Origin of the sequence: Calothrix sp. UHCC 0171 (genome assembly GCF_034931845.1) — a bacterium.
GTDB lineage: Bacteria > Cyanobacteriota > Cyanobacteriia > Cyanobacteriales > Nostocaceae > Brunnivagina.
On the sequence record NZ_JAYGHN010000029.1, the window covers coordinates 9,643 to 35,932 of the forward strand.

The window sequence follows — 26,290 nt, forward strand, 5'->3', positions numbered from 1 at the left end:
TCCCCATCTCCCCATCTCCTTCACTTCCCAATCCCTAATTTTTGCTGTATGTATTTTTTTACTAACGTTGCGATTCGATATATTTTGCGAACTGCATTGAGTAGGAAATTAGGGATTCGTAATTTCAGTGGTGAAATAATCGGACGATAAAACCAGTAATATCCTCTTTTCAAGTTATTCCACTTCGAGCATTTTTCTTGGTGAAGAAAATCTGATATATCGACAACTAATCCCCTACCGTGATACATCATGACATTACGACCGTGGATATCATGGGGATAGAGATTACGACTACGGGCATATTCTAAAGCTTTATCAATATCTTTCATGACTTGCTTGGGTATTCTCAAGCCACGCTGAATGCAATCATAGAGGGTAATACCATATAACCGCTTTAAAATTAAAATACCATCTTTAGCAAAAAAACACTCAGAGAAGGCTGGATGTGAACCCAAACGACGATATACTTCCACCTCTTCTTCAAACCCTGGGCGGGTGGGTGCATAAATCTTGACAACATAATCGGAGTAATTGACATGGTATAGCACCGCAGCATAGTTTCCTGCCCCCAAAAGTTCCCAACAATCGGGTATATTCTGAACATCTACAGGGTCATGAGGGTGTATACTTTTAATCTGGATTTCGGGAAGTAGGTTCTGGAAAACAGATTCTACGAGTTTTTCGACATCAGAATTCATAAAAATTTTTCATTTATATTTATAAACAGTTATTTAAATTTGGCTAAGTCCCAATATACACAACATCTAAACTTTGTTATCTGTCGCAGTCAAGGATGTATCAATTTTTGACCTGATAATTTCACTTCTATCTTCTAACGTGATAATTAATTAAACTTAGTTTTTGAATTAGCTTTTACTTAAGATGCTGGCAAAAATTCGGAATACAGAAATTTTCTTTGATATTGAAGGTTGTAGTGTGGTGGTGAATGGTTCTCAAACCTATACTCAACCTGTGGCTTTTTTGATACACGGTGGTCCTGGTGCTGATCATACTGGTTATAAACCGACATTTTCAGCATTGACACGCAGGTTACAACTAGTATATTTCGATCATCGGGGACAAGGAAGATCGGCGCGTGGTGCCAAGGAAACCTATACTCTGGACAATAATGTTGAGGATATGGAAGCATTACGGAAGTATTTGGGCTTGGAGAAAATTGTTGTCTTGGGTACTTCCTATGGTGGGATGGTGGCATTATCCTATGCAGTAAAATATCCCCAGAATGTTTCACATCTAATTATTATTGCGAGTAGTGGAAGTTATCGCTTTTTGGAACGGGCGCAGCAAATTTTAGCAGTACGGGGAAGCGAAGCACAAAAGCAAATTGCTCAAAGACTTTGGGAAGGGAATTTTGAAAATGAGGAGCAATTGCGGGATTATTTTAAAATAATGGCTTCGATGTATTCACTCAAGCATGACCCGAATACATCTGTCAAAATTTGGGATGATAAAATTCTTTCTGTTGATGCAATAAATATTGCTTTTGGTGGATTTTTAAGAACTTATGATGTGCTTAACCAATTAAACAAAATTACTGCACCGACTTTAGTAATCGGTGGTAGGCATGATTGGATTTGTGCGCCGGAGTTTTCGGAAGAAATTGCTAGGGGAATTCCGAATGCTGATTTGAGGATTTTTGAAAATAGTGGTCATTTAATCCGGGCTGATGAACCTGAAGCTTTAATAGATGCAATTAATGGGTTTTTAGTGTATAAATAAAAATTAATAATTAACATTAAATTACTTAGTTCCTTTGGGCAATTCTTAATTTTGCCGATCGCGATCGCGCATTCTCAATTATCTCTTCTTCCTGAGCAATAATTGGTTTTTTTGTCACCACATTGACTGTTGACGATTCACGCAAACTATGCTTAACTATCCGATCTTCTAAACTGTGGAAGCTGATTACTACCAATCTCCCCCCAGGTACAAGTGCTAGTGGTGCTTTTGCTAAGAACTGTTCTAACACTCCCAATTCATCATTGACGGCGATGCGTAAGGCTTGAAAAATCCGGGTGGCGGGGTGAATTCTCCCATAGCGATATTTGGGTGGAACGGAACCAGCAATGACATCAGCTAATTGTTTAGTTGTTTGGTAGGGGCGTTTTTCGAGAATGCGTCTGGTGATGCGTCTAGAGAGTCTTTCCTCTCCATAGCGAAAGAAAATATCGACTAAATCAGCTTCCGTCCAATTGTTGATTACATCTGCTGCTGTTAGGGATTGTTGACGATTCATCCGCATATCGAGATTACCTTCATTGCGGAAACTAAAACCCCGTTCCGGTGTATCGAGATGATAGGAACTCACACCTAAATCGGCGAGAATTCCGGCAAAAGTATTTGCTGGGTAATTATAGGTTGCAAAATTCGAGTGGATGAATTTTACCCGATTGCCAAACTCCGCTAATTCTTGCCTCGCTGCCGCTAAAGCTTCCTCATCCTGATCGAGTGCTGTTACTAGTACATCACTTGCAGCTTCTAAAATCAATCGACTGTGCCCTCCACCCCCAACAGTTGCATCTAAATAATGTCCCCCGGCTTGAATCTGCAAACCTTCGATGACTTCTTTTGGTAAGACGGGAGTATGGGAAAATGTTGGTTGTTGGGTATCTAGCGGCTGGGAGGAATCAGAAGTCATTCAAACAAGATGATGGCAAATATAGCAGCATTTAATTGTAACTCTTCCTGAGATAATCTTAGAAAAATCCAGATAAATCCAGATAAATGAATAATAGATAAAGCGGGCAGGATGCCCCGGAGTTTTCCGTGAAGAACATCTCCCTGGAAACTCCTCTCCCACTACATAAATTCATATTTTCGCTTTATACAATTTAACTGCACATCAGCTTAACTCTAAAAACTTCTATGGAATAATACTGAAAACAAAAATAGTGGTGTGTATTATTACGTGTGTACATAAAGTTAATCCCAGAGAAAAACCAATGAATCAAGATACGGAATTGAGAGGATTCAGCATTGCTGGTGCTTATCCTTATCTAATTGCAACAGGTAACAAAACTATCGAGATTCGTAACTGGGAAGAGAAATATTATCGAGGTGTGGTATTGCTGCATTGTAGTTCCAGTAAAGCTTATGATGGAAGCTTTGAAGAGTGGGGATTGACTCTAGAGGAATGCCCCAAAAGCGCGATTATAGGCTTTGCTACTTTAGTGGACTGCAAGGCTTACAATGATAAAACTTGGGAAGAAGATTTTGAGAAACACTGCTGGGAAGTTCCATATAGTGAAGCTGTGGAGCAGTATGGCGGCAAGCAAATCTACGGGCATGTATTTGACAACCCCTACGTCTTGGAAGAGCCATTGCTAGGAATTAAGGGCACTTTCCGATACTGGGTTGCCAAAGATGAAGCACAGATTGATGCTTTTGAAGAGGTTCAGTTGATGCTTAAGGAATTGGAAGTTGAAGGATAAGTATTGTAGACAGATAGGCAACTTGCCTTTACTATATTGCGTTCAGATGCTACTGGACATTCTTTTTCGTGGAGTTCTCTGATTACGCGCCAAAAGTCAAATCTCTCATTCCGAATCTAAAATTCAATATCTAAATAATCCATATAATTGTATATGTGCAGCAAAAACAAACATTTAATCGCATCCGGCAACTGCCACCCTCTCTCCAAGGTAAATTGATAAGGGCACTGATGGCGAATCAGCTAGACACGTCATCGACTGGCTTGGCTTCTGAGCGATTCAATTTTATATTTTGACAAACGGAGAACATGAACATTTATGGCAAGAATTGAAACTCGCACAGAACCGATGGTGTTAAATATGGGACCACACCATCCCTCAATGCACGGAGTTTTGCGGTTGATAGTCACCCTCGATGGTGAGGATTGTATCGACTGTGAACCCGTAATTGGTTATCTGCACCGGGGAATGGAGAAAATCGCCGAAAACCGCACCACAGTTATGTATGTTCCCTACGTGAGTCGTTGGGACTATGCTGCGGGAATGTTTAATGAAGCTGTGACGGTAAACGCACCGGAAAAAATTGCGGGGATTACAGTTCCCAAACGCGCTAGCTACATTCGCGTGATTATGCTGGAATTGAACCGCATCGCTAACCATTTATTATGGTTTGGTCCCTTCCTGGCTGACGTAGGGGCGCAAACTCCCTTCTTTTATCAATTCCGCGAACGGGAAATGATTTATGACCTGTGGGAAGCTGCAACCGGCTACCGTATGGTTAATAACAATTATTGGCGCATTGGTGGTGTCGCCGCAGATTTACCCTACGGCTGGGTAGACAAATGCTTGGATTTCTGCGAATATTTTGTCCCTAAAATTGACGAGTATGAAAAATTGGTGACAAATAACCCAATTTTCCGTCGCCGGATTGAAGGTATTGGTGTGATTACCCGCGATGAGGCGATTAATTGGGGACTTTCTGGTCCAATGCTACGCGCTTCTGGCGTGAAGTGGGACTTGCGGAAAGTTGACCATTATGAATGCTACGATGATTTTGATTGGGATATACAGTGGGAAACTGCTGGCGACTGTATGGCGCGCTATGTGGTGCGGATGCGAGAAATGCGTGAATCCGTGAAAATTCTCCGCCAAGCTCTTCAGGGACTTCCTGGTGGTCCATACGAGAATCTCGAAGCCAAGCGGATGATGGAAGGGGCAAAATCGGAATGGAACGGGTTTGATTACCAGTTTGTTGCTAAGAAGGTTTCGCCAACGTTTAAGATTCCCAAGGGTGAAGCCTATGCGCGGATTGAAAGCGGTAAGGGTGAGTTGGGAATTTATATGGTTGGTGATGATAATGTCTTCCCTTGGCGGTTTAAGATTCGTCCGGCTGATTACAATAATTTGCAAATTTTGCCGCATTTATTACGGGGGATGAAGGTTGCAGATATTGTGGTAATTCTCGGTAGTATTGACGTGATTATGGGGTCGGTTGATCGATAATTTGGGATTGTAGAGGCGCGAGATATCGCGTCTTTAAATATTTTTAATTTTGGGATTTTGAAAGTTGTGAAATACCCATTTTAAAAATTGTAATTCCCAACTGATATCCAATAGGTTTTTATATCAAAAGGTGGGTATTATACTCATCTTTTTTATTTTGATTATTTTGGTTCTGTTCAGATATGATTTTTATATTTCAAATTAAAGATTAATATGAGATTTAATCAGTATAAATAATTAATCATTAATCATTAATTTCTAATAATCCTTCTGGGGGAGTAATTTCTACTTTAGCTGCTGCTATATCTACGACAGGAACGATTTCTTTAACAAAGGGAATTAAAAGGTTTTTTGCTTTTTTCTTGTCACTGGTTGCGTGTAATTTAACTTCCAATAAATCATTTCCCGCAGGAATCAAATTCACGACAGTACCAATACATTCTCCCGACTCTTGGATAAAAACCTGTAAACCAACTAAATCTAAAATGTGATATTCCCCTTCTTCCAAATGTGGGCGATCGCTTTCTAATACTAACATTTTACAACCGCGCATTTCTTCAGCTTGATTGCGATTTTTTACGCCCTCTAGTTCAATTATATAAATGTTTTTTCCCTCTACATATCTCCCCGAAATTAATTCTATTTCCTGTGGTTGGGAAGTATGAGGAGGTAGTAACCAACGCATTCCAGGAACCTCAAACCTTTCCGGGAAATCTGTGTCTGGATATACGCGCATTTCTCCATTTAATCCCTGCGGAGCAACAATTGTACCAATTTCTAAATAGCCATCAGGAATGGGAGTAGGCAGGGAAGGAGAGGGTGATAAAGGGAGAGTTGGGGAAGAAGATTTTTGCTGATTTACTTTTTTGGCTTGCCCAGGTTGTTTAGCTTTTTCCTGTGTCTCTTTTTTCTCCTTCATATCTCTAATCTTTCCTTTCATCTTGAATTTATGTTTAAATTTATGTTGAACTTTGCCAAAATCAGCCTGTGCCTATAGATTTGGCTTGACTTCGCTTTGACGATTTAGCTTTTAATTAAATTAAGCACCCACAGCAGCACCATGATAAACTTCCTCAGCAACCTTCGCTAACTTTTGCATAGCGATCGCAATTTCCTCGTCACTACCTGTTAAACTAATTCGCAAACACTCATGCTTGTGCTGCCAATCTTCCCGCAAGCCGGGGAAGAAAGAACTTCCAGGAACGACAATCACACCCACTTGTTTGAGTTTTTGATAAAATTCCCAATCAGTTATGGGTAAATCCTTCAGCCACAGCCAAGCGAAAATAGCTCCTTCACCGCGATGTAAAAACCAGGGTAAATCCTTTGACATTACCGCATCTAAAGCATTTTCCAGAATCGTAAATTTATTTTGATAAAAGGAGCGAATTACAGTTTCCGAAATTTGCGCCAACTTACCTGAATTAATTGCACGAGATGCGATCGCTTGTCCATATCTCGATGGGTGGATACACATATTTGTCTGGAAGCATTCCAAAACTTGAATGACTCGCTCATCACCAATGGCAATCCCAATCCTCTCGCCAGGTAAACCGGCTTTTGATAAACTCATGCTGTGGATAATATTACCGCCAAAAATTGGTGTCATTTCGGTAAAATTCAATGCAGGAAATGGTGGAGCGTATGCTGAATCGATAAATACTGGGATGTCATGTGGTGCAGCTAATGCAGTTATTTTATGTACCTCATCATCAGTCAAAACATTGCCCGTAGGATTACATGGACGGGAGAAAATTACGCAACCAGTATTTTCATTAATTGATAATTGACTAAAGTCGGGACGATATTTAAACCTATGTGCAGGTGCGTCAATATCTAAGGCTGGTTTGTAAGCGATTAAAGATTCTGGAGAGAGGGCGACACCACCATAACCCGTATAATCTGGGCTAAGAGGAAGAACAACTTCTTTCAAAGTACCTGATTCGGTGTCACCACCAAAAGCATTGGCAGCGTAGAAATAGAGTGTTTGGCTACCAGGAGTAATTAAAATATTTTTATCGTTGAGGTTTAAGCCGTAGCGTTGGTTAAAGTCATTCACAATCGCATCAATTAACGGTGCGTAGCCTTGAGAAGAACCGTAACGACAAACAACTTCACCGTATTCTGAGCTATTTAATAAATCAACAGTGCAATCGCGCCATAATTGCTCAACTTCTGGCAAAATCAACGGATTTCCCGCACTTAAATTAATAAATTGCTGCCCCGTGCCTGCTCGCAATGTTTCGATAATGTCCTTCATAATAGCTCGAACGCCAGTTAAGTTGGACATTTGAGCGCCAATTTTTGTCAGGGCAGGATTCATAAGCTGTGAGAGTTTGATTAATTTAATAGTTGAAGATTGCTGTATCTACCAATTTAGCGAGATATGGGATGAGATGTCTATCAGATAAAGATTTAACTGACTATAATGGTTAGGAAAACTTAGCGAATGCGATCGCATAGTTTTTACTTGCTTCTCTAACAACATTTATGCCTATTTTTATTAAAGTTGTAGGCTCTGGAGTTCTTAATTTGGAATTTTGTCATTTGCTTTTCTACGGAACACTACGTAAACCCGTAGGGTATTTTGAATTTCCCGAAGAGGAATGCCAGCACAGCGAATATTAAGTCATAATCAAAAATCATTAATGAGGAGATACATTCATTCCCTATCTTGGGAAGCCTTATGCTACAGCTAATAACTACCATCTTTATTGTAATTATAGGTTCAGCGTTGTGTTCTAGTATAGAAACGGCGCTTTTTTCTGTTTCTAGTCTCAGGGTAAGACAATTAGCCCAATCAAATAACCCTTCTGCCGTTGCACTGTTGGCAATTCGGGAAAATATGAATCGACCAATTGCAACCATTGTGATTCTTAATAACGTCTTCAATATTATTGGCAGTATCGTTATAGGTGGCGTTGTCACTAACGCTTTAGGATCGGAATGGTTGGGTGTATTTTCGGCTGTTTTGACGTTTTTGATTATCATCTTTGGGGAAATTATTCCCAAAACCGTGGGAGAACGTTATTGTGAATCAATTGCCCTGGTAACAGCCATACCTATTACTGGACTGTCTATTGCCTTTACACCCCTAGTATGGATTTTAGAAAACGTGACTGCACCGTTCTCTAAAGGCAAAAGAAGACCTACCACTAACGAGGCAGAAATCAAGCTGTTGGCAAATATTGGTCAACAAGAGGGGATTATTGCCAGAGATGAGGCAGAAATGATTCAGAGGGTATTTAGGCTCAATGATGTGGTAGCTGCTGACCTCATGACTCCCCGCATCATCGTGACACATATTAACGGTAATCTGACGATCGCGGAAGCTAAAACCGAGATTATCGCTTCCCAGCATACGCGGATCATAATCACGGACAACTCGATTGATCAAGTCATGGGCTTTAGTTTAAAACAGGAATTACTCACTGCGATTATTGAAGGGAATCAAAATCACAAAGTCGCTACACTTGTCCGCAAAGTCCGTTTTGTTCCTGAATTAATTCATGCAGATAGACTGCTGAAAAACTTCATAGAAGCTCGTGAACATTTAGCCGTAGTTATAGATGAATATGGTAGCGTCGCTGGTGTAGTTACTTTGGAAGATGTGCTGGAACTGATTACTGGTGAAATCGTCGATGAGACGGATAGAAATGTTGACTTGCGAGAAATTGCCCGCAAAAAGCGAGAAAGAATATTCCAATCTATGAATGTTGACTGTTCATATTTGAAATAGAGGGGATTGGTAATTAGCTAGAGCGGTAATTAACGCAATATGCTTCCTTGGAGGGGTATTACGAATTGCGGATTGTTTTAACCGTTTCTGTTATAAACTCAAAAATAGGGAATTGGGAAAGCAAAGAGTGAAAGTTAAAGCAGCATTGGCTTACCAAGCAGGTAAACCGTTAACTATTGAAACCGTTGATTTAGGAAATCCTCAAGCTGGTGAAGTCTTAATCGAAATTAAAGCCAGTGGTGTCTGTCATACCGACGCTTATACGCTTTCAGGTAAAGACCCCGAAGGCTTATTTCCTGCCATACTAGGACATGAAGGTGCGGGTATTGTTGTCGAAGTTGGTAAGGATGTCAAAAGTCTCAAAGTTGGAGACCATGTTATTCCTTTGTATACTCCAGAATGCCGACAATGCGAATATTGTCTCAGTCAAAAAACTAATTTGTGTCAGGCAATTAGGTTGACTCAGGGTAAAGGTGTGATGCCTGATGGTACGAGTCGCTTTTCGATTGGTGGTGAGAAAATTCACCATTATATGGGAACTTCAACTTTTGCTAATTACACAGTTTTACCGGAAATCGCTGTTGCGAAAATTCGCGAAGATGCACCCTTTGATAAGGTTTGTTATATCGGTTGTGGTGTCACAACTGGTGTTGGCGCGGTAATTAATACAGCCAAAGTCGAAGCAGGTGCAAATGTAGTTGTTTTTGGTTTGGGTGGAATTGGTTTAAATGTCATCCAAGCAGCAAAAATGGTAGGGGCAAATATGATAGTTGGGGTTGATATTAACCCCCGAAGAAAAGCCTTGGCAGAAAAATTTGGGATGACGCATTTTGTCAATCCCCAGGAACTTAATGGTGATATTGTTGCTTATTTAGTCGATTTAACTAAGGGTGGTGCTGACTATTCTTTTGAATGTATTGGTAATGTCAATGTGATGCGTCAAGCATTGGAATGTTGTCACAAAGGTTGGGGTGTCAGTGTGATTATTGGTGTTGCGGCTGCGGGTGAAGAAATTCGCACTCGCCCCTTTCAATTAGTCACGGGGAGGGTTTGGAAAGGGAGTGCATTTGGTGGTGCGAGAGGACGTACAGATGTACCGAAAATAGTCGATTGGTATATGGATGGAAAGATAAATATTGATGATTTAATTACCCATGTGATGCCAATTGAAAAGATAAATGATGCTTTTGAATTGATGCATCAAGGAGAATCAATTCGTAGTGTTGTCACATTTGATTAGCTGAAATATTGCCCTTCATCAATAATTTTGGAATCATGATTATCCCCAAATTTGTGAAGAATTCGGGGATATGAATAATTAAGATACCTATTTTCTTGTCGCTTTTAGCTTCACCTCTACGCAGAACAAGTATTGGGAATTGTGATTATGCTCTTCGTAGTCGTGGATAGTATTTCCGGCGATCGCCAGATAATGGTGCAGACATGAGTAAAATTTTCTCCAAGAGCCAAGGGGCAACGCGATTACACCAAACTGCTAAATGACTTTGCCAACCTACTAATATTTCCGATGACTCTTTTTGCAATCCGTCAATTAGTGCATCCGCTACCTGTTGAGTAGTCATGGGAACAACCCAACGGAACCATTCTAAATCCCTCACCATATCCGTATCGGTAAGCGATGGCAGTAACCCTAGAACACGGATGTTGTGTGCTGCGAGTTCACCCCGCAAAGCTTGCGTGAATCCAACGATCGCAAATTTGGTTGCAGAGTAAGTTGCCATTGTCGGAGCGGCGACTTTGCCCATCAAACTAGAAACATTGACAATGACTCCTTGTCTTTGTCTTACCATTCGTCGTGCAACTAAGCGAGTGATGGAGTACATCCCGACTAAATTCGTTTCCAGTTCTTCTTGGACTTGCGATAACTTGGATTCTAAAAATGGAGTTTGGTGTGCAACTCCAGCACAGTTGACAAGTAGATGAATTGGTCCGTAATCTCTCCAAGCTTGGGCGATCGCAATATTTACTTCCACTATCTGAGTCACATCTAAAGGTAGAAGTACCACTTCTGTTCCCAGGGCTTCGATTTCCGCCGCAACTTCAGCTAACCGTTGACGATTTCGAGCAACTAACAACAAGCGCTTCACATTCTGCTTTGCCAACGAAAGGGCGATCGCACGTCCAATCCCGCGAGATGCTCCAGTCACTAGAGCCGTCTTTCCTTGAATATCCATAGCTATAACCTCCAAATTTGATGTGTCACCGCATTGCTTGTACTGCCGAGTAATTTTTTAGGCTTTGTTGTAGAGATGTATACAGGCAAAGGCAAGAACAATGTCTGGTGAGTGTTGTGTGTAGGTCGTTACCCCACATCTAAAGTCTTCACCTGTCATACCATTCCACGAAAAATCTGATACAGATGCAAATCCTGAAAGCTTTGCTGCATCTAAGTTTTTTAATTGCGTTAGCGAAGCTCTTCCGAAGGAAGCATTGCGTAGCTTGCTTCTCGCGGAGCGAGTATTGCGTTAGCGTTAGCTCTCCCGCAGGGAGCATTGCGAATTGGTATCAGCAGGGGAATAGGTTGAATCGATGAGACTTCTTGCAAAAGAATAAAAATTGCCCAGAACTGCACTGACAGCAGTAAAAATTAAACATTTTGCAAGCAGTATATCCCAGAGAAATGGTCTGTAATTAGCAGTGGTAAATCCAAACGTAACAATGCTTTTTAGTCAAATTACCAGTGAATTGAATTAAAGTGATGAATCCATCAGACAAATGTCAATATATAGTGGTTCTACGGTTCCCAATTTCAGTGAATTCCCCAACTAAACACTCCGTTTGGAATTTGTCTAGACAATCCCATAGCAGTTTCAAGGTAATTAAAGATGTTAGTAAAGTAGAATCCAATACCCAAACTTGATTAGATCATCCATATCAGAAGTCCAGCTAGTGGGTGTCAACAAAAAATCAATGTTTTGCATGGATAATGTACCTCCTTTGTAAAGGAAATTACCAACAAAGACCTTACTTGCATACGCTAGCAATGGGATCAACAGCTTGCAACAAATATTAGTAAAAAGGTGTAATTGTTACACTTCGATATAATATATTCATAAATTTGGGGATGTAGTATTGACTAATAAATATCTAAAAAGCTTGTCAATAGGTCTAAATAGCACTAGATAAGATGTTTTTTTTGATTTGCAGATTTATGAGAAAAGTTCAAGATTATGAAAGCGATCGCTAGTTACAGGAATGGTAACAATAGTAACAATCTTATCTATTTAGTAGCAGGTCATATAAGGTTATTAGAAATTATCAATGCTTATTAATGCTTAATAATCAGCGACACTAACCTTATTTACTTTTTGTGCTTGGATTGATGATTTAATTTAGGATTGAATTGATAATTTTATTTATACCTGTGTTTACACTCAAAACTATGCCTCATATCTCCGATAACATCAATAATTGAGGATATTGCTTCAGCACAAATACGGAATTTACTGAAGTTTCATTCAGTCGCAGGAGTATAAAAATAATTTAATTAGATTTAGGTTTAATTAAAAAAATTAGATTCAAAAATTAGATCCAAAAATTAAATATAGAATCCGAAGAAACTATAGTCAGTACCCTCTGTGAGTGGGTGCGTTATATGTAGGTTTAGTAAATTGCCCACCTCAATTTGACTAAAATGTGCAAAGTTTTTGATAAATCATTATTTTTTTTTACGCATTGGGTATTCTAACTCTAGAGGCGATATGAGGAGAAACCCAGAAAATGAAGGCTGCTAGGAAACCGAGAGTTGTAATTCCTGCTATTTTACCTGTGATAATTGCTTTAACTTTACCATCAGCAGCAACAGCAGAAGACCCAGGCGCTTGTTTTATGGTGACATCATCGGGTAGAACTGTGAATCTAGGCAAATTATGCGGAGTTTCGCAACCAAACAGCACACAAAGTACAGTTTTTCGCGTCCCTATCAAGCGCCGCAGTGCGAAAACCCCAGTAATTGATGTTACTTTCAATGGCAATCAAGTTTTTGAAATGATTCTTGACACTGGTGCGAGCGGTACATTGATTACTCAGGAAATGGCAAAAGCATTGAAACTCAAGCCTTCTGGAACCTTAAATGCGAGTATTGCTGATGGTAGCCAAATCGAATTTAAGACTAGTGTGATTAAAACGATCGCAGTTAATGGTTTAATTGCTAATAATATCGAAGTTGCGATCGCGCCAAAAGCTGATATTGGATTATTAGGTCATGACTTTTTTGAAAATTATGATGTGAAAATTTTAGAAAAGCAAGTTGAGTTTCATCGCCGTTAAATTTAGTTTTCTGTAGTGCTTCGTTTCTGGGAACTCAAAATTTAAGGATGATCAAATAAAAAAATAGTTATGAGTCACGATAGATTACATAACTCATAACTTACGTGAAGTGGCTATAGCGTGAATTGACATTTACTAGAATATAAAGAATATTTATGTATCTCTTCGCTCCAAAGATACATATTTTTTTCTAACTAAAGTAGTATTTACCTTGTATAACTTGTATAATAGCTAAAATTATTCTCTTGTGAGTCTGGTAGTTATAGAAATAAATTACCGCGTTTTTCTTCGTACTCAGGATATACTAGAAGAACGCGATGATATAAGGTGATAAATACTGAGAGTCAAAAATTAATCGCCAAATCAAGAAAGGCAAAATTCGACAACAAGCTCAACAAAATCATATTAAGCAAGTAGTCTGGGATTTGCTGTTAGAATAGTTAGATTTGTGCCGCTAAAATCTGCATCATGTGTCACCAATTTTAAATTATTAGCTCTACATAACTCAGCTAATACTTGGTCATTAAAATCAGCTTCTCCACCCGCATATTCGCTTAATATTGAGCCAATTTCTGCCGATTCAAATCTACTTTTTGCTGGCTCAGACTTTTCTAAAATTTTCCTGGCACGTCGGGCTATTTGCTCCGCCACCGGTTTAAAATGGGAACTGTTACGAAATAACTTAAAGTCACCTGGTTTTAAATCTGAAGGTAATTTGTTATAGAAAAATCTGGCATAGGCATTAATAAATTCCGATAACACCAAAGCATCAAGTATGATTTGACAACCCGCACCACGAATTCTCCGTAAAGCCGAAGTATATGCATATCTATATTGTGAAGATATGTGACTGGGCGGACCATAAATGTACATCCATATGTTTGCATCAAATAGTACCCCATCATGCGAGCTAAAGTGATAATTTTCGATGGGATAAACTAGTTTGGTCATAGCGAATCTTCACCCATAAATTCTGCGATCGCATTTTTAAACTTCTGTGGGTTATGTAGATAGTCTTTGACATCTTTAATAACACATTCAATATCAGCAGCATCTTCAGCGTTAATGCCAGTAAGGCTCAAATTACTTTCGATTTGCTCTTCCGAGAAATTTGTATATAGCCGACTAAAGGCTTCTGCCAAAAATGCTGATGTAATATCTTCACCACCTTGAAAGGAGAGACAAACCTTCTTCCCAGCTTTTAAAGCTTTGGCGATGTGTTCGTAGATTCGCTTACCATCCTCACAAACAATACAGTAATTGTCTCCAAGAACATCTGTAACGCAAATCAAAATTGTATTGTCATTATAAGTAGGGGAAGATATGAAGCGATTCATTTTAGAAACGGATGATACCATTTTCAACTTACCATCTTAACTCGATATGTCGTTTTATTTTAGTTCTCACAGTACAAGATTAAAAAAAGTAAAAGATTTCAAAAAACGTAAACAAATATAAAGGAGAGAAGTACAGGAATAAATCCCCTTTAGGTAATTGTTTCGACTGTAAGCAGCAACAAGCTGCATGACTTTGACGAAGAGCAGTGCCGTGCAGTTGTATTACAAGCCTGGACATCGCTGCTTATTCTTGATCAACTTTCGTCGTAATATGTCTAATGCTGTACATGCACTGAAGTGGCGAATTAAACTGCGTCCTCGCATAGCCCCAAATTGATTTTCAAAGCTGTAGACATTTCCATTTGCTGCTGCCAATCCAATGTACACTAAACCGACTGGCTTTGTTTCGCTTCCTCCAGTAGGTCCTGCAATTCCGGTGATACTTATTCCCCAAGTTGTGCCTAGGCGAGTTTTGACTCCGATCGCCATTTGTTCAGCAACTATACTACTAACAGCCCCATGTTTGTCTAAATCGTTGGGGTTAACTCCCAGCATTCCCACTTTGACGGAATTATCGTAAGAAATTACACCACCCCAAAAATAATCGGAACTACCTGAATTTTCTGTGAGCATTTGTCCTAAATACCCACCAGTGCAGGATTCCGCCACTGATACTGTTTCTCCTGTCTGTCGTAATAAGTCACCGACTACCGAAGCTAATGTGTCGTTATTCGCACCATAATAGTCTAAACCAGCGATATCTTTAATTTGCTGCTCGACAGGTACAATTAATTCTGCTGCCGCAGATTCAGATACGGCTTTAGCAGAAACCCGTAATTTCACTTCACCTTTACTGGCGTAGGGTGCAACGGTGGGATTGGGTAAATTCAGGTAGGAACTAACTTTTTCAGCTAAAGCGGATTCGGCAATACCCCAAAACTTTAACATCCGACTGTAAATAACATCTTGACCCCAACCTTGACTTTTGAGATAAGAGACAGCTGTTTCTTCCCACATCCGATGCATTTCCGATGGGACTCCGGGAAATGTGAGAATAATTAAATCCGGCTGTGGTTGCCAAATAATCCCCGGTGCGGTTCCCGTCGGATTGGGTAAAATATCAGCACCTTGGGGAATTAAAGCTTGCTTGCGGTTGCTGGGTGTCATTACCCGATGGCGAACTGCATACTTTTGAGTAATATCTTCAATAATCTCAGGGCGTTCAATTAAGGGAGAATTAAAATAATTAGCGATCGCTTCACAAGTCAAATCGTCGGGTGTTGGTCCCAAACCACCTGTAAATATTAATATTTTTGCCCTCGAACAGGCAATTTCAATTGCTTTGTACAATCTCTCAATATTATCCCCCACTACCGTTTGATAGTAATGGGGAATACCTAATTTTGCTAATTCTTTGGCAATATATTGGGCATTGCCGTTGAGAATATCGCCCAAAAGTAATTCAGTTCCAACACAAATGATTTCTGCACTCATAGAATTTTTGATTTTGGGCAATGATTAATGGAAGAGAGGGGGAGATGGGGAGACGCGGAGAAGGGAAGACACGGAGAAGGGAAGACACGGAGAAGGGAAGACACGGAGAGGGGGAGACACAAATAAAATTTTCTACTTCTTAATATATATCTCTTTATCCTCATGTCCCTTTGTCCGCGCATCCCCGCGTCCCTTTGTCCCCGCGTCCCCGCGTCCGCGCATCCCCGCGTCCCATCCTCAAATTCCCTATTCCCTAATTTTTGCACGTCGCCAAACTTTCCAACTGGTATAACTTAGTAGCGAAGTCGTTGCACAAGCATATATTACACCGCTGGGAATTCCCGCGATCGCCATTGCTAAACTACCCACCCACAAGGTAAGGGAGTAAATAAATAGTACCGCCCAACGATGGGACAATCCGGCATTCAATAAACGGTGATGTAAATGGCGTTTATCTGCTTGAAATGGTGATTTTCCCTGACGCAAACGTAGCAAAATCACGGCTGACATATCAAAAATAGGAACCGCCAAAATGACGTAAGGCAATAACACCGCAGTAAAAGCTGGAATTTTCACCAGCCCAATAATACTTACAGATGCAAGGGTAAATCCCATAAAATAGGAACCCCCATCACCCATAAATATTTGTGCAGGATTGAAATTGTAACGCAGAAAACCGAGAGCAGCACCTGCTAAGGCAGCTGCAATTAAAGCGGCTGCTGGTTGCTTCATAAATAAAGCCACAACTAACATGACAACCGCAGCAATTCCCGATACCCCCGCAGCCAATCCATCCAATCCATCAATCCAGTTAATCGCATTTACCATCCCCACCAGCCAAACTACCGTAATGGGTAAACTCAACCATTCCAGTTGCACAATACCCATCGTCGGAATCGTAACAAAATCTATACTTACACCTGCTTTCCAGGCTCCTGCTGCTACAATTACTTGCATCACTAGGCGAACAAATGGAGAAAGGCTTAATAAATCGTCTGCTAATCCGATGAGAAAAAAGCCTGAACCCCCCAAAATTACGCCCCAAATTTGCCATTCCTTTTCTGGTGGTAAATTCGCAAATCCCCCCAACCACCACACGAGAATCAACGCCACCATCGTACCCGTGAAGATGGAAACTCCCCCCAGGCGTACCATTGGGCGCTGATGAACTTTGCGATCGCCCGGTTTATCAACTTGTCCGCTCTTAATCCCGATATTTCTGACATCGGGTGTAGTCCAAAGCACTACTACCGCCGCAACAAGGAAGGCAATCAGATGATATATCTGAACAGGCATGAGTATATTTTAGTTCTAGTTTGTGTAATGTACTTTTTACGACTTGACTGAATCAGTATTTCTCAGGATGCCCTCTGGTCTTTATATATTTACTACAGTTTAAAAGTAAATCAGTACAAGCTTTTTTATTTCCTGAATTTTTATTCTGAATCTCAATATTCAGTACAGTACAAAAACAATTATGACTCAGTGATGCTAGGAGTTTTGGAGCAGGGAAAATCAGAAATGTGATGTTCAGAGAGGATGTAAGCTGATGTGCAGCTAAATTGTATAAGACGAAAACGTCAAATTACTGTAGTACAGAGAGGAGTTTCCGGGGAGATGTTCTTCACGGAAAACTCCGGGGCATCTTGCCTGCGTCTCATATACAAATTAAATACGCGACAGCTTACCCTGTCCTTTTTCCTTTTCCCTCTTTCCCCTTACTCCTTTCGCCTAAGCCAGCGCCGCTACAGGAATCTGAATATGTGGATACAAGGGGAAGCGTTGACATAATGCCGCCACCCGACGCTTACAGTCTTCCGTAACAGCTTCAGAATCAGGATTTGTGAGGCGATCGCTAATAATATTAGCAATTTCCGTAAATTCCGCAGTCCCCATACCACGTGTAGTCATTGCTGGGGAGCCAAGACGCAAACCACTGGTGACAAATGGAGATTCGGGATCAAATGGGACTGTGTTCTTATTGGCGGTGATATTTACCGTACTTACGAGTTGATCTGCCACTTTACCAGTCATGCCCACACTACGTAAATCAACTAACATTAAATGATTATCTGTTCCATTTGATACTAGTTTTATTCCGCGCTGCTGCAATTGATTCGCCATTGCGCGAGCATTTTCGATTACTTGGGCAGAGTAAGATTTAAACTCTGGTTTGAGGGCTTCGCCAAAGGCAACAGCTTTCCCAGCAATTACATGCTCCAAAGGACCACCTTGAGTCCCTGGGAATACTGACTTATCAAGCTTTTTACCCAGTTCCGCATCGCGAGTCAGAATCAAGCCTCCACGGGGACCACGTAAAGTTTTATGGGTAGTAGTTGTGACAACATCACAGTAAGAAATGGGACTGGGGTGATGTCCGGTAGCCACCAATCCGGCGATGTGGGCAATATCCGCCAGCAAATATGCACCAACTTCATCAGCAATACTGCGGAACTTGGCAAAATCAATAATACGTGGGTAAGCAGAATAACCACAAATGATGAGCTTGGGACGCTCCCTAAGCGCCTGCTCTCGGATTTCTTCGTAGTTGAGTTGTTCGGTTTCTCGGTTGACACCGTAATGGGATACTTGGAACCATTTTCCAGACACGTTTACAGGTGAACCGTGGGTGAGGTGTCCACCGTGGGACAAGTCCATACCCATGATTTTGTCGCCTGGCTCCAGTAGGGTAAGGAAGACGGCGAAATTTGCCTGTGCGCCGGAGTGGGGTTGAACGTTGGCATGTGCTGCCCCAAAAAGTTCTTTTGCCCTATCGATCGCAATTTGTTCGATTTTATCAATGTATTCGCAACCGCCATAATAGCGTTTTCCAGGTAAACCCTCGGCGTATTTGTTGGTAAGTACGGAACCTTGAGCCGCAAGTACCGCCGCCGAAGTAAAGTTTTCACTGGCGATGAGTTCTAAATGATCACGTTGACGTTGGAGTTCATCATTAATTAACTCTGCAACAGCAGGATCGGAATTTGCAAGAAAGTCAGAATTGGTTTTACTCACAAGCACTATCCTTGAGGAATTTAGCAGCAGATTGAATTTAGGTACATTGAAAATTCAGTAATATCGCCAGAACCTAGTTTCTGCCATAGTGAAGCGTATTTTCACCATGAACTCAGCATTAAACTAAATGCTTAGTTGTTGATATTGATTCTGACGATACTCCCTACGGGAGTGGCTCACGCCATCGCTGATTATAATCAAATGCTATCTCATTCAATACTTTAAAGATTGGCGTAAACAATAATATCGTTCTTTTACATCTTCATAATCAAAGATTGCGATCGAATCTCAATCAGAGTTGATGTAGATATGTGTTTTTTTTGACTAAATAATTATTTTTTTAAGATAAAATACTGAAACTAAAAAATAGGTAATCTTTCAAGATTGAGTCTACAAATATGATCTATTTGCTGGCTCCAGCATTTGGTGAGGATTCCTATAATAGTAAGTAGCTGTTAACTCAGTATTTGGGCTAAGTAGCGATCGCACTTTGCAGGGGAGGAGTTCGGATGCTAGCAATATTAACTGATAATCAAATACTTCTTCCCTGTCAAGTTTGTCAATCATGCCTACTTGCCGATGCCAGTGGACAACCGCGTTGGCATGATGGTCAACTCAGATGTGGTCAAGCTATTAGTAAAATTGTGGAAGAGCAACCCGAACAATTTCAATGTGTAATGGGTTTCCGCATCGTCAAAATTGAATAAGGAATCATGTGAAAATAAGTAGTGCAAGCGTCTCGCTTGCCATTTGCCAAAGTGGGCAAGACTTCGGTGTGAGCGCTCGCCGAACGTCTCAGTCGAACGCTGCCCACACTTGTTCAATTTATTTTTACACAAATACATTTTTACACAATTACTAAGATAATTCTGGTGACTCAATTGCGACATTATCACTCTGGAGAAGCTTCACCTGCGTTATTCTAGGGGAATAGAAACTGTATTTTGATAATTTCACAGGAGAACGCTGGATGACTTGGCGCGGTACAACAACGGTTCCCGACCGGATTTTTGCATCTTTACCATATTTGCTTCCCCTCGTGGAAGTGTTGGTATTCGGGGCAACTTTATTTGCACAATTCCCAGCCTTACGCTTTCTTGTTATCCCATTGTTACCATTTATCGCTATTTACGGAGCTATTCCCTTCGGTAGCTTAGTAGTATTTTTCGCTTTGTTTTTCTTAGTAGTCCGCAACGAAAAAATTCCTCACTTTATTCGTTACAATACAATGCAGGCAATTTTATTAGACATTGTGGTTGTCCTATGTAACTATTTAATCAGATTAGTTGGATTTGTACCGGGTGCTAATTTTGCCATCCAAACACTATCTACAACAATTTTTCTAGGGATTGTCGGTTGCGCCATATATTCAATTGTGCAGTCTCTCATCGGTAAATACGCAGAAATTCCCGCAATTTCAGATGCAGTGTATACCCAGGTGCGTTAATAAGTTAACAAGCAAGTTAAAGATTAAGTGACAAATTGTCGTGTTTAACGGGCGACAACAATGTTTTCCAAACGACCTATACCTTCAATTTCCACCCGTACCTTATCACCCAAATGTAGACCACCAACCCCAACGGGAGTACCTGTCAGGACAACATCCCCAGGCAAAAGCGTCATCACTTGACTGATATAAGACACCAAAAAATCTGGTGAAAACACCATTTGGTCAATACATGCCGATTGTACAGGTTTAACATCGTCATTTAAAAATGTCTGCAAACGTGCGCCGGGATTTAATTCGCGGACAATCCAAGGACCAAGTGGACAAAAAGTATCAAAACCCTTAGCTCTTGTCCATTGTCCATCTTTTGATTGTAAATCCCGTGCCGTCACATCATTGGCAATCGTATAGCCCCAAATTTTCGTTTGAGACTCCTCTGGCGTGCAATTACAGGCGCGATCGCCTATGACTAATGCTAATTCTCCCTCATAATCAACACGCTGCGATTGTGGGGGATAGAGAATTTCCTCCTCCGAAGCAATAATCGCAGTTGTCGGCTTCATAAATATCAAAGGCTCTGCGGGTACATCTGACTTCATTTCCGCCGCATGATCCGCATAATTTTTGCCAATCGCCACAATTTTAGAAGGGGCACAAGGGGCAAGAATCTGATAACTATCTGCTACTAAAATGACATCGGTGGGTTGTCCTTGCATCCACGGTGGAGCATCCAACACTTGGACATCAAGTGATAGTTGGAGTAATCCATAATAAACTTGTCCATCCTGATTTTGAACTCGCACGTAGCGCTGCGCCATATAACTAATATCCTTAAGCAAATATTCTGAAAAATTGCGATCGCATATGCTTTTAGCATTGCCATAGGCTAGCGAGCGTAGCTTATCGCCAAAAAGACCCCCGATTCACTATCTACAAACCAGTTTCGATGCAAAATGATGCTTTTGGCTTTTTGTAAGGTTAACACGTCGGGTTTGCTCATCGCGACACCAGCACATTAAATCAAAAAGCTGATAAGATTGTAATTCCTTGCTGCATTCGATGTTGTCTGCTTGTCATCCCAAGCTCAATCATCAGCAGCCATTTTGTCCAAAAGGAGATAATTCGACCATGCAAACAGTTTACGAAACAATGTATATTCTCCGCCCTGACCTTGGAGATGAACAAGTAGAACAAAATATTAGCAAGTACGAGAATTTTCTCCGTGAACAAGGAGCGCAAGATATCGAGATTCAAAATCGCGGTAAGCGTCGCCTTGCATATGAGATTGGCAAACACCGCGATGGTATTTACATTCAAATGAATTATACCAACGCTGCAAGTGCGATCGCGCCAATGGAACGTTTAATGCGCCTCAGCGAAGATGTAATTCGCTACTTGACGATTAAACAAGATGCTCGTAACAGAGAGGCGAAGACAACCACAGTCGCGGAAGTCACAGCATAAGCAATATTGCTCAATCAGGATGAGAGAGTCGGGATAGGGAGAAATTATGCATATTCTTACCCTTTCCCCTCTATCCTTCTCCCTCCCAGTCTCTAAGTAGAAAACAAAAATAAAAGTAAAAAAATTTTATTTTGATCCTCTCATAACCTATCTGGGAATGCTACATTATCAATTACTTGCCAAAAGTAGTATGACCGCAGTTATACCTTAGAGTGGTAAAGATTTTTAATGGGAGCAATAACCCACTGTGAGCCAAACTGATAACTCCACAATCCAAGCTCTCTCTACGGAAGTATCGAAGCTAAACCAAGAATTACAGCTTCGTGATCAACTCGTGCAACAACTGTCGCAGGAGTTATTCCGACTGGTAAAAGGTAATACCAACTTTATGCCCGTGCCGGAGGTTTCGGAACGTCATCAAACCCAAGTTCAAGCTCTGCGAGAACAATTACAAGCTGTCGAGCAACAAGTCACTTTTTATCAAGAGCAAATTACCTCTCGCGACTCGGAAATCTATCAGTTGCGTCAAACAGTTCAAGAACTGAGCGATCGCAGTCGTATGCTAGAACAAGTAGTCCAAGAGTTACCGCAAATTTATCGTCGTAAATTTGAAGAACGTATGGCTCCGGTGCGTGATAAAGTTGCCACGCTACAACGCGAAAACCGCCAGCTACAAGCAGAATTACAAAGTGTTAGCTACCGTCTCGCACTGAAAACTCGCACGGCTAGTCATAGCGGTATCGATTTACCTAGCTTCCCGCGTTTAGCCTCTCCTCCTGGTAATGCTTCACCCATCCCCAATGCCTAAGATAGCTTTTGTCTAATGTTTCGCGATAGCGATCGTCAAAATTACATTTTGTAATCTTGAATGTTACTTCATGAACTACTAAATCACACTGGTTTCGCACTCACTCAAATCATTTGCTAAAATTAGTAGAATTTATAGATTTTGTCTAAAGCTAATAAAAAAAAATTATACATTTATCCGCTTGTTTCTGCGTCTCTAAAGCTAATTGAGATTTTATAGCCAATTGCGTAAAATTTTGTTTAATTAATTCACTCCATCCAATAAGCCGTAGGCAATGGTCATGACAGATACCAGTAATTTTAGCTGGGAAAGACCACTCTACGGCAAATCAATAACTAAAATCGAAAACCAAGTAGTCAAGTAAAAATACTTACACATTAACTTCTCAACTGAATCAGATTTTCAGCTTAAGTTTTTGTGTAATAGCCGTCTCAATTTTGACACCTAAATCCTTGAACCCGGAATATTTTAGTTCACATCTAGGGGATATTTTTTTGTAGTCACCAAACTGACATCACTTTTACATAACTCCAACGGCTGTGAGTGTAGTCTCATTGTTGGCAAAACTAACAACTTCTTCGTAGGAGTCAAAAATTTCAAACACAGAATCGAGTTGAGTCAATTCCAAAACTAATCTGACTGGGGTTTGTACGTTGCATAGAACTAAACGACAACCATTCTGGCGTGCAGTCTTCAGCCCATTAACTAATGGTAGCAGCCCTGAACTATCCATAAAATTTACCTCCGCCAAATCAATAACCCAAAGCTGATTTTCATTGGCTGTAACTTGACTCATTTTTTCATTCAAAGCAACACCACTCTGCCAATCGATACGTTCTACTGGCTTAAACAAAACAACTTGAGATTCTGATTGGGTATTCATGGATTTAATCGGGTAATTGAAATAGGTACTAAAAAACAAACAGACGACATAAATGCTACATCGGTTCCTGTATCGATATCATTACTTTTATCCGCGAAAAGCGGACCTAGCAATGAGAAAACGGATACAAGATTTTTTTGACATTTATGACGTATAAATTGTGTCTTTCTACCTCAATATATGCATAACGAAGTTTGAATTTCAGTAACATCTGTATCTTTTACTAAATTTTTATAAATTATTGGTATTTTTATGAACTTTTTATGAAATATTCAAATGTTGATATACGTAAATTTACTAAGGAGATTTCCAGGAAATAATGTACCGAAAATTGTTGTAGTGTGGAGAGGAGTTTCCGGGGACGGAAAGCCCACTACAGCAACAACAAGATGGGTAATTTCTTTTTCGCAAATCACATAAAGTAATTTTACTGAACAAAAATAGTAGTAATTATTACATAATACCAAGATGTATTTGTCAAAAAACTATCTTTAGGAATGGAATGTAGATTAAATAAATTAGAAAAGTAGTAACGCACCACTTTATATTCGTTCTGTTCCTGTATCAATATTGAAAAGTAATAATCATATTTTGTTTTGAGAGCTAACTTAAATTTCATCAGTATATCTAGTCACAAAAAATACATATAGACGTTTTATTTCCGAGTTATTTCAGAAATATGGAGTCTTGGGAGCTAGAAGCAACAAGAGGTAATAAATTAATTGACACGTTCTGTAAAAAGCAGTCAATATAGAGTAAAGGTAAAAAAATGTAAAGATGGCGGTGTTGGATGTCGTTGGAATTTATTTCATTGGAGAACATCCAAGAAATTGCTCACCACTATGGTTATTGGGCGATTTTTGTCGGAATTTTATTGGAAAATTTAGGTATACCAATTCCAGGAGAAACTGTCACCTTGGTTGGGGGATTTCTCGCCGGAAGCAATGAACTAAGTTATTGGTTCGTTTTAACTGATGCAATCGCTGGAGCAACAATAGGGGGGATTTGCGGTTATTGGATTGGTCGTATTGGTGGTTGGTCACTATTAATGCGATTGGGTCAACTTTTACGTATTCCTGAACCCAAAATATTAAGTATTAAGGATAAATTTACTGAAAATGGGACTAAAGCCGTTTTTTTTGGGAGATTTTTTGCCTTATTAAGAATTTTTGCCGCACCACTTGCCGGAATCGCGGAAATACCATTTTGGAAATTTTTTCTGGTTAACTTAGCAGGTGCAACAGCTTGGGGTAGTGCAATGGTGAGTTTAGCTTACTTTGCTGGCAAGATTGTATCCCTTGAACAGCTAGTCACCTGGGTAAGTCAGTTTGCTTTGGTGGCAGTATTAATTTTGGTTGCTGTGATTGCGATTCCCCTCTGGCTGGAATCGCGTCAAGAAAAAGTGGGAAGTGGGGAGTAAAGAGGACAAGGGAAAAAGTAGTAGTTATTTTTCTCTATTTTTTCTCTCCGTATCTCCCCTCTCCGTGTCACTTAATTTTCTTTCTCTTTCTGTGCCCAAATCCGGGTTGGTAATCCCCAAACATAGATAAAACCTTCGGCAGCTTTATGATCGAACTGGTCTTCTGCTCCGTAGGTTGCTAAATCTGGGGTGTATAAAGTATTTTCAGATTTGCGTCCGACGATCGCAGCATTGCCTTTAAATAGTTTCAGACGAACTGTACCAGATACCCGTTCTTGAGTTTTTTGGATAAACGCATCAAGTGCAGCTTTCAATGGGCTGTACCACAAACCGTTGTAAATCATTTGGGTATAGGTTTGCTCGATACCGCGTTTGTATTGGGTAATATCGGCAGTCAGGGTTAAGCTTTCGAGGTCACGATGGGCATTAATGAGTACAATCATGGCGGGAGATTCGTAGATTTCTCGCGATTTAATCCCCACTAAGCGATTTTCAATCATATCAATCCGACCGATACCATGATTCCCGGCAATTTTATTGACGGTTTCAATTAATTCAATTGGGTTTTTGGCTTCACCATTGACAGTGGTGGGTATTCCCTGATCAAAGCCGATTTCCAGATATTCTGGCTCGTTGGGAGTATCTGTAATCGCTTTAGTCATTTCGTAGATTTCTTCCGGGGGTTCCACTGTGGGGTCTTCCAAAATTCCAGCTTCGATGCTACGACCGAGTAAATTTTTATCGATACTATAGGGCGAGGATTTTTTCACAGGTGCAGGAATACCGAACTTTTCCCCATAGGCAATAGTTTCTTCGCGACTCATTCCCCATTCCCGTGCTGGTGCGAGAATTTTTAAGTTGGGACTGAGTGCAGCAGTGGAAACATCAAAACGGACTTGGTCATTTCCTTTACCCGTACAACCATGGGCGATCGCATCTGCACCATATTTTTCTGCCACTTCTACAAGTATTTTCGCAATCAAAGGACGTGCCAAAGCAGTACCCAGAGGATAGCGGTTTTCGTAGAGTGCGTTGGCTTGAATTGCGGGGAATGCGTAGTCTCGAATAAAACTATCCCGGACATCCATTACCAGTGATTCGCTAGCACCAGACTTTAAAGCTTTTTCACGAATTGGTTCTAATTCATCACCCTGTCCCAAATCAGCAGCGAGGGTAATCACCTCTTCTACACCCCATTCTTGTTTGAGGTAGGGAATACATACCGAAGTATCCACTCCACCTGAATATGCAAGAACAACCTTCTTAGCGCGACCCATTGGTTTCTCCAGTTGGCAAAACAGTTAGCAAAAAAAATTACGAGTCTAATATTATCCGATTATTTTGGTTTTAATGATCATTGAGCATTAGGTATGGAAAATTACTCAAATTTTTCGGTGATGGTAAATTCAAGAATATAGCCTGCGATCGCGATATCTAC

24 protein-coding genes are annotated in these 26,290 nt (G+C 40.4%); 11 read left to right on the forward strand and 13 right to left on the reverse strand.

Annotated features, from left to right (window positions below):
- Positions 1-20: 20 nt before the first annotated feature.
- Positions 21-698 carry a serine/threonine protein kinase gene (locus VB733_RS19575; RefSeq protein ID WP_323341732.1) on the reverse strand — a complete coding sequence of 226 codons (678 nt, stop codon included), beginning with the start codon at positions 696-698 and terminating at the stop codon, positions 21-23.
- A 184-nt stretch (positions 699-882) separates the two neighbouring features.
- Here VB733_RS19575 and VB733_RS19580 point away from each other — a divergent pair, with 184 nt between their 5' ends.
- The gene (locus tag VB733_RS19580; RefSeq protein WP_323341733.1) at positions 883-1,740 is read left to right on the forward strand and encodes an alpha/beta fold hydrolase; all 858 of its coding nucleotides are present in this window, start codon (positions 883-885) and stop codon (positions 1,738-1,740) included.
- Positions 1,741-1,765: 25 nt separating this feature from the next.
- Here the strand turns inward: VB733_RS19580 and rsmH are convergent, their stop codons facing one another.
- Positions 1,766-2,659 (reverse strand): 16S rRNA (cytosine(1402)-N(4))-methyltransferase RsmH, encoded by an 894-nt coding sequence (gene rsmH, locus VB733_RS19585; protein WP_323341734.1) that lies wholly within the window; start codon positions 2,657-2,659, stop codon positions 1,766-1,768.
- Positions 2,660-2,963: 304 nt separating this feature from the next.
- On the opposite strand from rsmH, the gene VB733_RS19590 reads away from it, so the two are divergent.
- Together VB733_RS19590 and VB733_RS19595 are read left to right on the forward strand one after the other, a co-directional pair.
- On the forward strand, positions 2,964-3,452 hold the full coding sequence (locus VB733_RS19590; RefSeq protein ID WP_323341735.1) for an ASCH domain-containing protein: 489 nt from the start codon (positions 2,964-2,966) through the stop codon (positions 3,450-3,452).
- A gap of 318 nt (positions 3,453-3,770) precedes the next feature.
- Positions 3,771-4,955 carry an NAD(P)H-quinone oxidoreductase subunit H gene (locus VB733_RS19595; protein ID WP_323341736.1) on the forward strand — a complete coding sequence of 395 codons (1,185 nt, stop codon included), beginning with the start codon at positions 3,771-3,773 and terminating at the stop codon, positions 4,953-4,955.
- Between the two features lie 244 nt (positions 4,956-5,199).
- Here the strand turns inward: VB733_RS19595 and rimM are convergent, their stop codons facing one another.
- Both rimM and VB733_RS19605 read right to left on the reverse strand, forming a co-directional pair.
- Positions 5,200-5,874, reverse strand: a complete 675-nt coding sequence (gene rimM / locus VB733_RS19600) for a ribosome maturation factor RimM (protein WP_323341737.1) — start codon at positions 5,872-5,874, stop codon at positions 5,200-5,202.
- Between the two features lie 120 nt (positions 5,875-5,994).
- Complete coding sequence (locus VB733_RS19605) at positions 5,995-7,278, reverse strand: valine--pyruvate transaminase (protein ID WP_323341738.1); 1,284 nt, start codon at positions 7,276-7,278, stop codon at positions 5,995-5,997.
- 363 nt (positions 7,279-7,641) lie between these two features.
- On the opposite strand from VB733_RS19605, the gene VB733_RS19610 reads away from it, so the two are divergent.
- Complete coding sequence (locus tag VB733_RS19610; RefSeq protein WP_323341739.1) at positions 7,642-8,694, forward strand: hemolysin family protein; 1,053 nt, start codon at positions 7,642-7,644, stop codon at positions 8,692-8,694.
- Positions 8,695-8,821: 127 nt separating this feature from the next.
- Positions 8,822-9,934, forward strand: a complete 1,113-nt coding sequence (locus VB733_RS19615) for an S-(hydroxymethyl)glutathione dehydrogenase/class III alcohol dehydrogenase (protein WP_323341740.1) — start codon at positions 8,822-8,824, stop codon at positions 9,932-9,934.
- Between the two features lie 145 nt (positions 9,935-10,079).
- Here the strand turns inward: VB733_RS19615 and VB733_RS19620 are convergent, their stop codons facing one another.
- A complete protein-coding gene (locus tag VB733_RS19620) occupies positions 10,080-10,889 on the reverse strand; it encodes an SDR family NAD(P)-dependent oxidoreductase (protein ID WP_323341741.1) in 810 nt (269 codons plus the stop codon).
- 1,546 nt (positions 10,890-12,435) lie between these two features.
- Between VB733_RS19620 and VB733_RS19625 the strand changes: the two genes are divergently transcribed.
- The gene (locus VB733_RS19625; protein ID WP_323341742.1) at positions 12,436-12,984 is read left to right on the forward strand and encodes a retropepsin-like aspartic protease; all 549 of its coding nucleotides are present in this window, start codon (positions 12,436-12,438) and stop codon (positions 12,982-12,984) included.
- A 405-nt stretch (positions 12,985-13,389) separates the two neighbouring features.
- Here VB733_RS19625 and VB733_RS19630 read toward each other — a convergent pair whose 3' ends face one another.
- The 5 genes from VB733_RS19630 to glyA all read right to left on the reverse strand — a co-directional run bounded on the left by VB733_RS19630 (position 13,390) and on the right by glyA (position 18,830).
- Positions 13,390-13,935 (reverse strand): type II toxin-antitoxin system VapC family toxin, encoded by a 546-nt coding sequence (locus VB733_RS19630; RefSeq protein WP_323341743.1) that lies wholly within the window; start codon positions 13,933-13,935, stop codon positions 13,390-13,392.
- On the reverse strand, positions 13,932-14,321 hold the full coding sequence (locus VB733_RS19635) for an STAS-like domain-containing protein (RefSeq protein WP_323341744.1): 390 nt from the start codon (positions 14,319-14,321) through the stop codon (positions 13,932-13,934). The genes VB733_RS19630 and VB733_RS19635 overlap by 4 nt, the downstream gene beginning before the upstream one ends.
- A 222-nt stretch (positions 14,322-14,543) precedes the next feature.
- Complete coding sequence (locus tag VB733_RS19640; RefSeq protein WP_323341745.1) at positions 14,544-15,815, reverse strand: competence/damage-inducible protein A; 1,272 nt, start codon at positions 15,813-15,815, stop codon at positions 14,544-14,546.
- Positions 15,816-16,061: 246 nt separating this feature from the next.
- A complete protein-coding gene (locus VB733_RS19645; RefSeq protein WP_323341746.1) occupies positions 16,062-17,111 on the reverse strand; it encodes an MraY family glycosyltransferase in 1,050 nt (349 codons plus the stop codon).
- A gap of 435 nt (positions 17,112-17,546) precedes the next feature.
- The gene (gene glyA, locus VB733_RS19650; protein ID WP_323341747.1) at positions 17,547-18,830 is read right to left on the reverse strand and encodes a serine hydroxymethyltransferase; all 1,284 of its coding nucleotides are present in this window, start codon (positions 18,828-18,830) and stop codon (positions 17,547-17,549) included.
- A 509-nt stretch (positions 18,831-19,339) separates the two neighbouring features.
- Between glyA and VB733_RS19655 the strand changes: the two genes are divergently transcribed.
- Positions 19,340-19,537, forward strand: coding sequence for a hypothetical protein (locus tag VB733_RS19655; protein WP_323341748.1), 198 nt, complete (start codon positions 19,340-19,342; stop codon positions 19,535-19,537).
- Between the two features lie 263 nt (positions 19,538-19,800).
- Positions 19,801-20,277 (forward strand): Tic20 family protein, encoded by a 477-nt coding sequence (locus VB733_RS19660; RefSeq protein WP_323341749.1) that lies wholly within the window; start codon positions 19,801-19,803, stop codon positions 20,275-20,277.
- 44 nt (positions 20,278-20,321) lie between these two features.
- On the opposite strand, the gene VB733_RS19665 is transcribed toward VB733_RS19660, so the two are convergent.
- Positions 20,322-21,095, reverse strand: a complete 774-nt coding sequence (locus VB733_RS19665; protein WP_323341750.1) for a fumarylacetoacetate hydrolase family protein — start codon at positions 21,093-21,095, stop codon at positions 20,322-20,324.
- A gap of 310 nt (positions 21,096-21,405) precedes the next feature.
- Here VB733_RS19665 and rpsF point away from each other — a divergent pair, with 310 nt between their 5' ends.
- Together rpsF and VB733_RS19675 are read left to right on the forward strand one after the other, a co-directional pair.
- Complete coding sequence (gene rpsF, locus VB733_RS19670) at positions 21,406-21,741, forward strand: 30S ribosomal protein S6 (RefSeq protein ID WP_323341751.1); 336 nt, start codon at positions 21,406-21,408, stop codon at positions 21,739-21,741.
- Between the two features lie 247 nt (positions 21,742-21,988).
- Positions 21,989-22,549 carry an Npun_F5560 family protein gene (locus VB733_RS19675; protein WP_323341752.1) on the forward strand — a complete coding sequence of 187 codons (561 nt, stop codon included), beginning with the start codon at positions 21,989-21,991 and terminating at the stop codon, positions 22,547-22,549.
- A gap of 520 nt (positions 22,550-23,069) precedes the next feature.
- Here the strand turns inward: VB733_RS19675 and VB733_RS19680 are convergent.
- Complete coding sequence (locus VB733_RS19680) at positions 23,070-23,432, reverse strand: STAS domain-containing protein (RefSeq protein WP_323341753.1); 363 nt, start codon at positions 23,430-23,432, stop codon at positions 23,070-23,072.
- Positions 23,433-24,222: 790 nt separating this feature from the next.
- Between VB733_RS19680 and VB733_RS19685 the strand changes: the two genes are divergently transcribed.
- Positions 24,223-24,852, forward strand: a complete 630-nt coding sequence (locus tag VB733_RS19685) for a DedA family protein (RefSeq protein ID WP_323341754.1) — start codon at positions 24,223-24,225, stop codon at positions 24,850-24,852.
- 71 nt (positions 24,853-24,923) lie between these two features.
- Here the strand turns inward: VB733_RS19685 and VB733_RS19690 are convergent, their stop codons facing one another.
- Positions 24,924-26,129, reverse strand: coding sequence for an argininosuccinate synthase (locus tag VB733_RS19690; RefSeq protein WP_323341755.1), 1,206 nt, complete (start codon positions 26,127-26,129; stop codon positions 24,924-24,926).
- Positions 26,130-26,290: the final 161 nt, after the last annotated feature.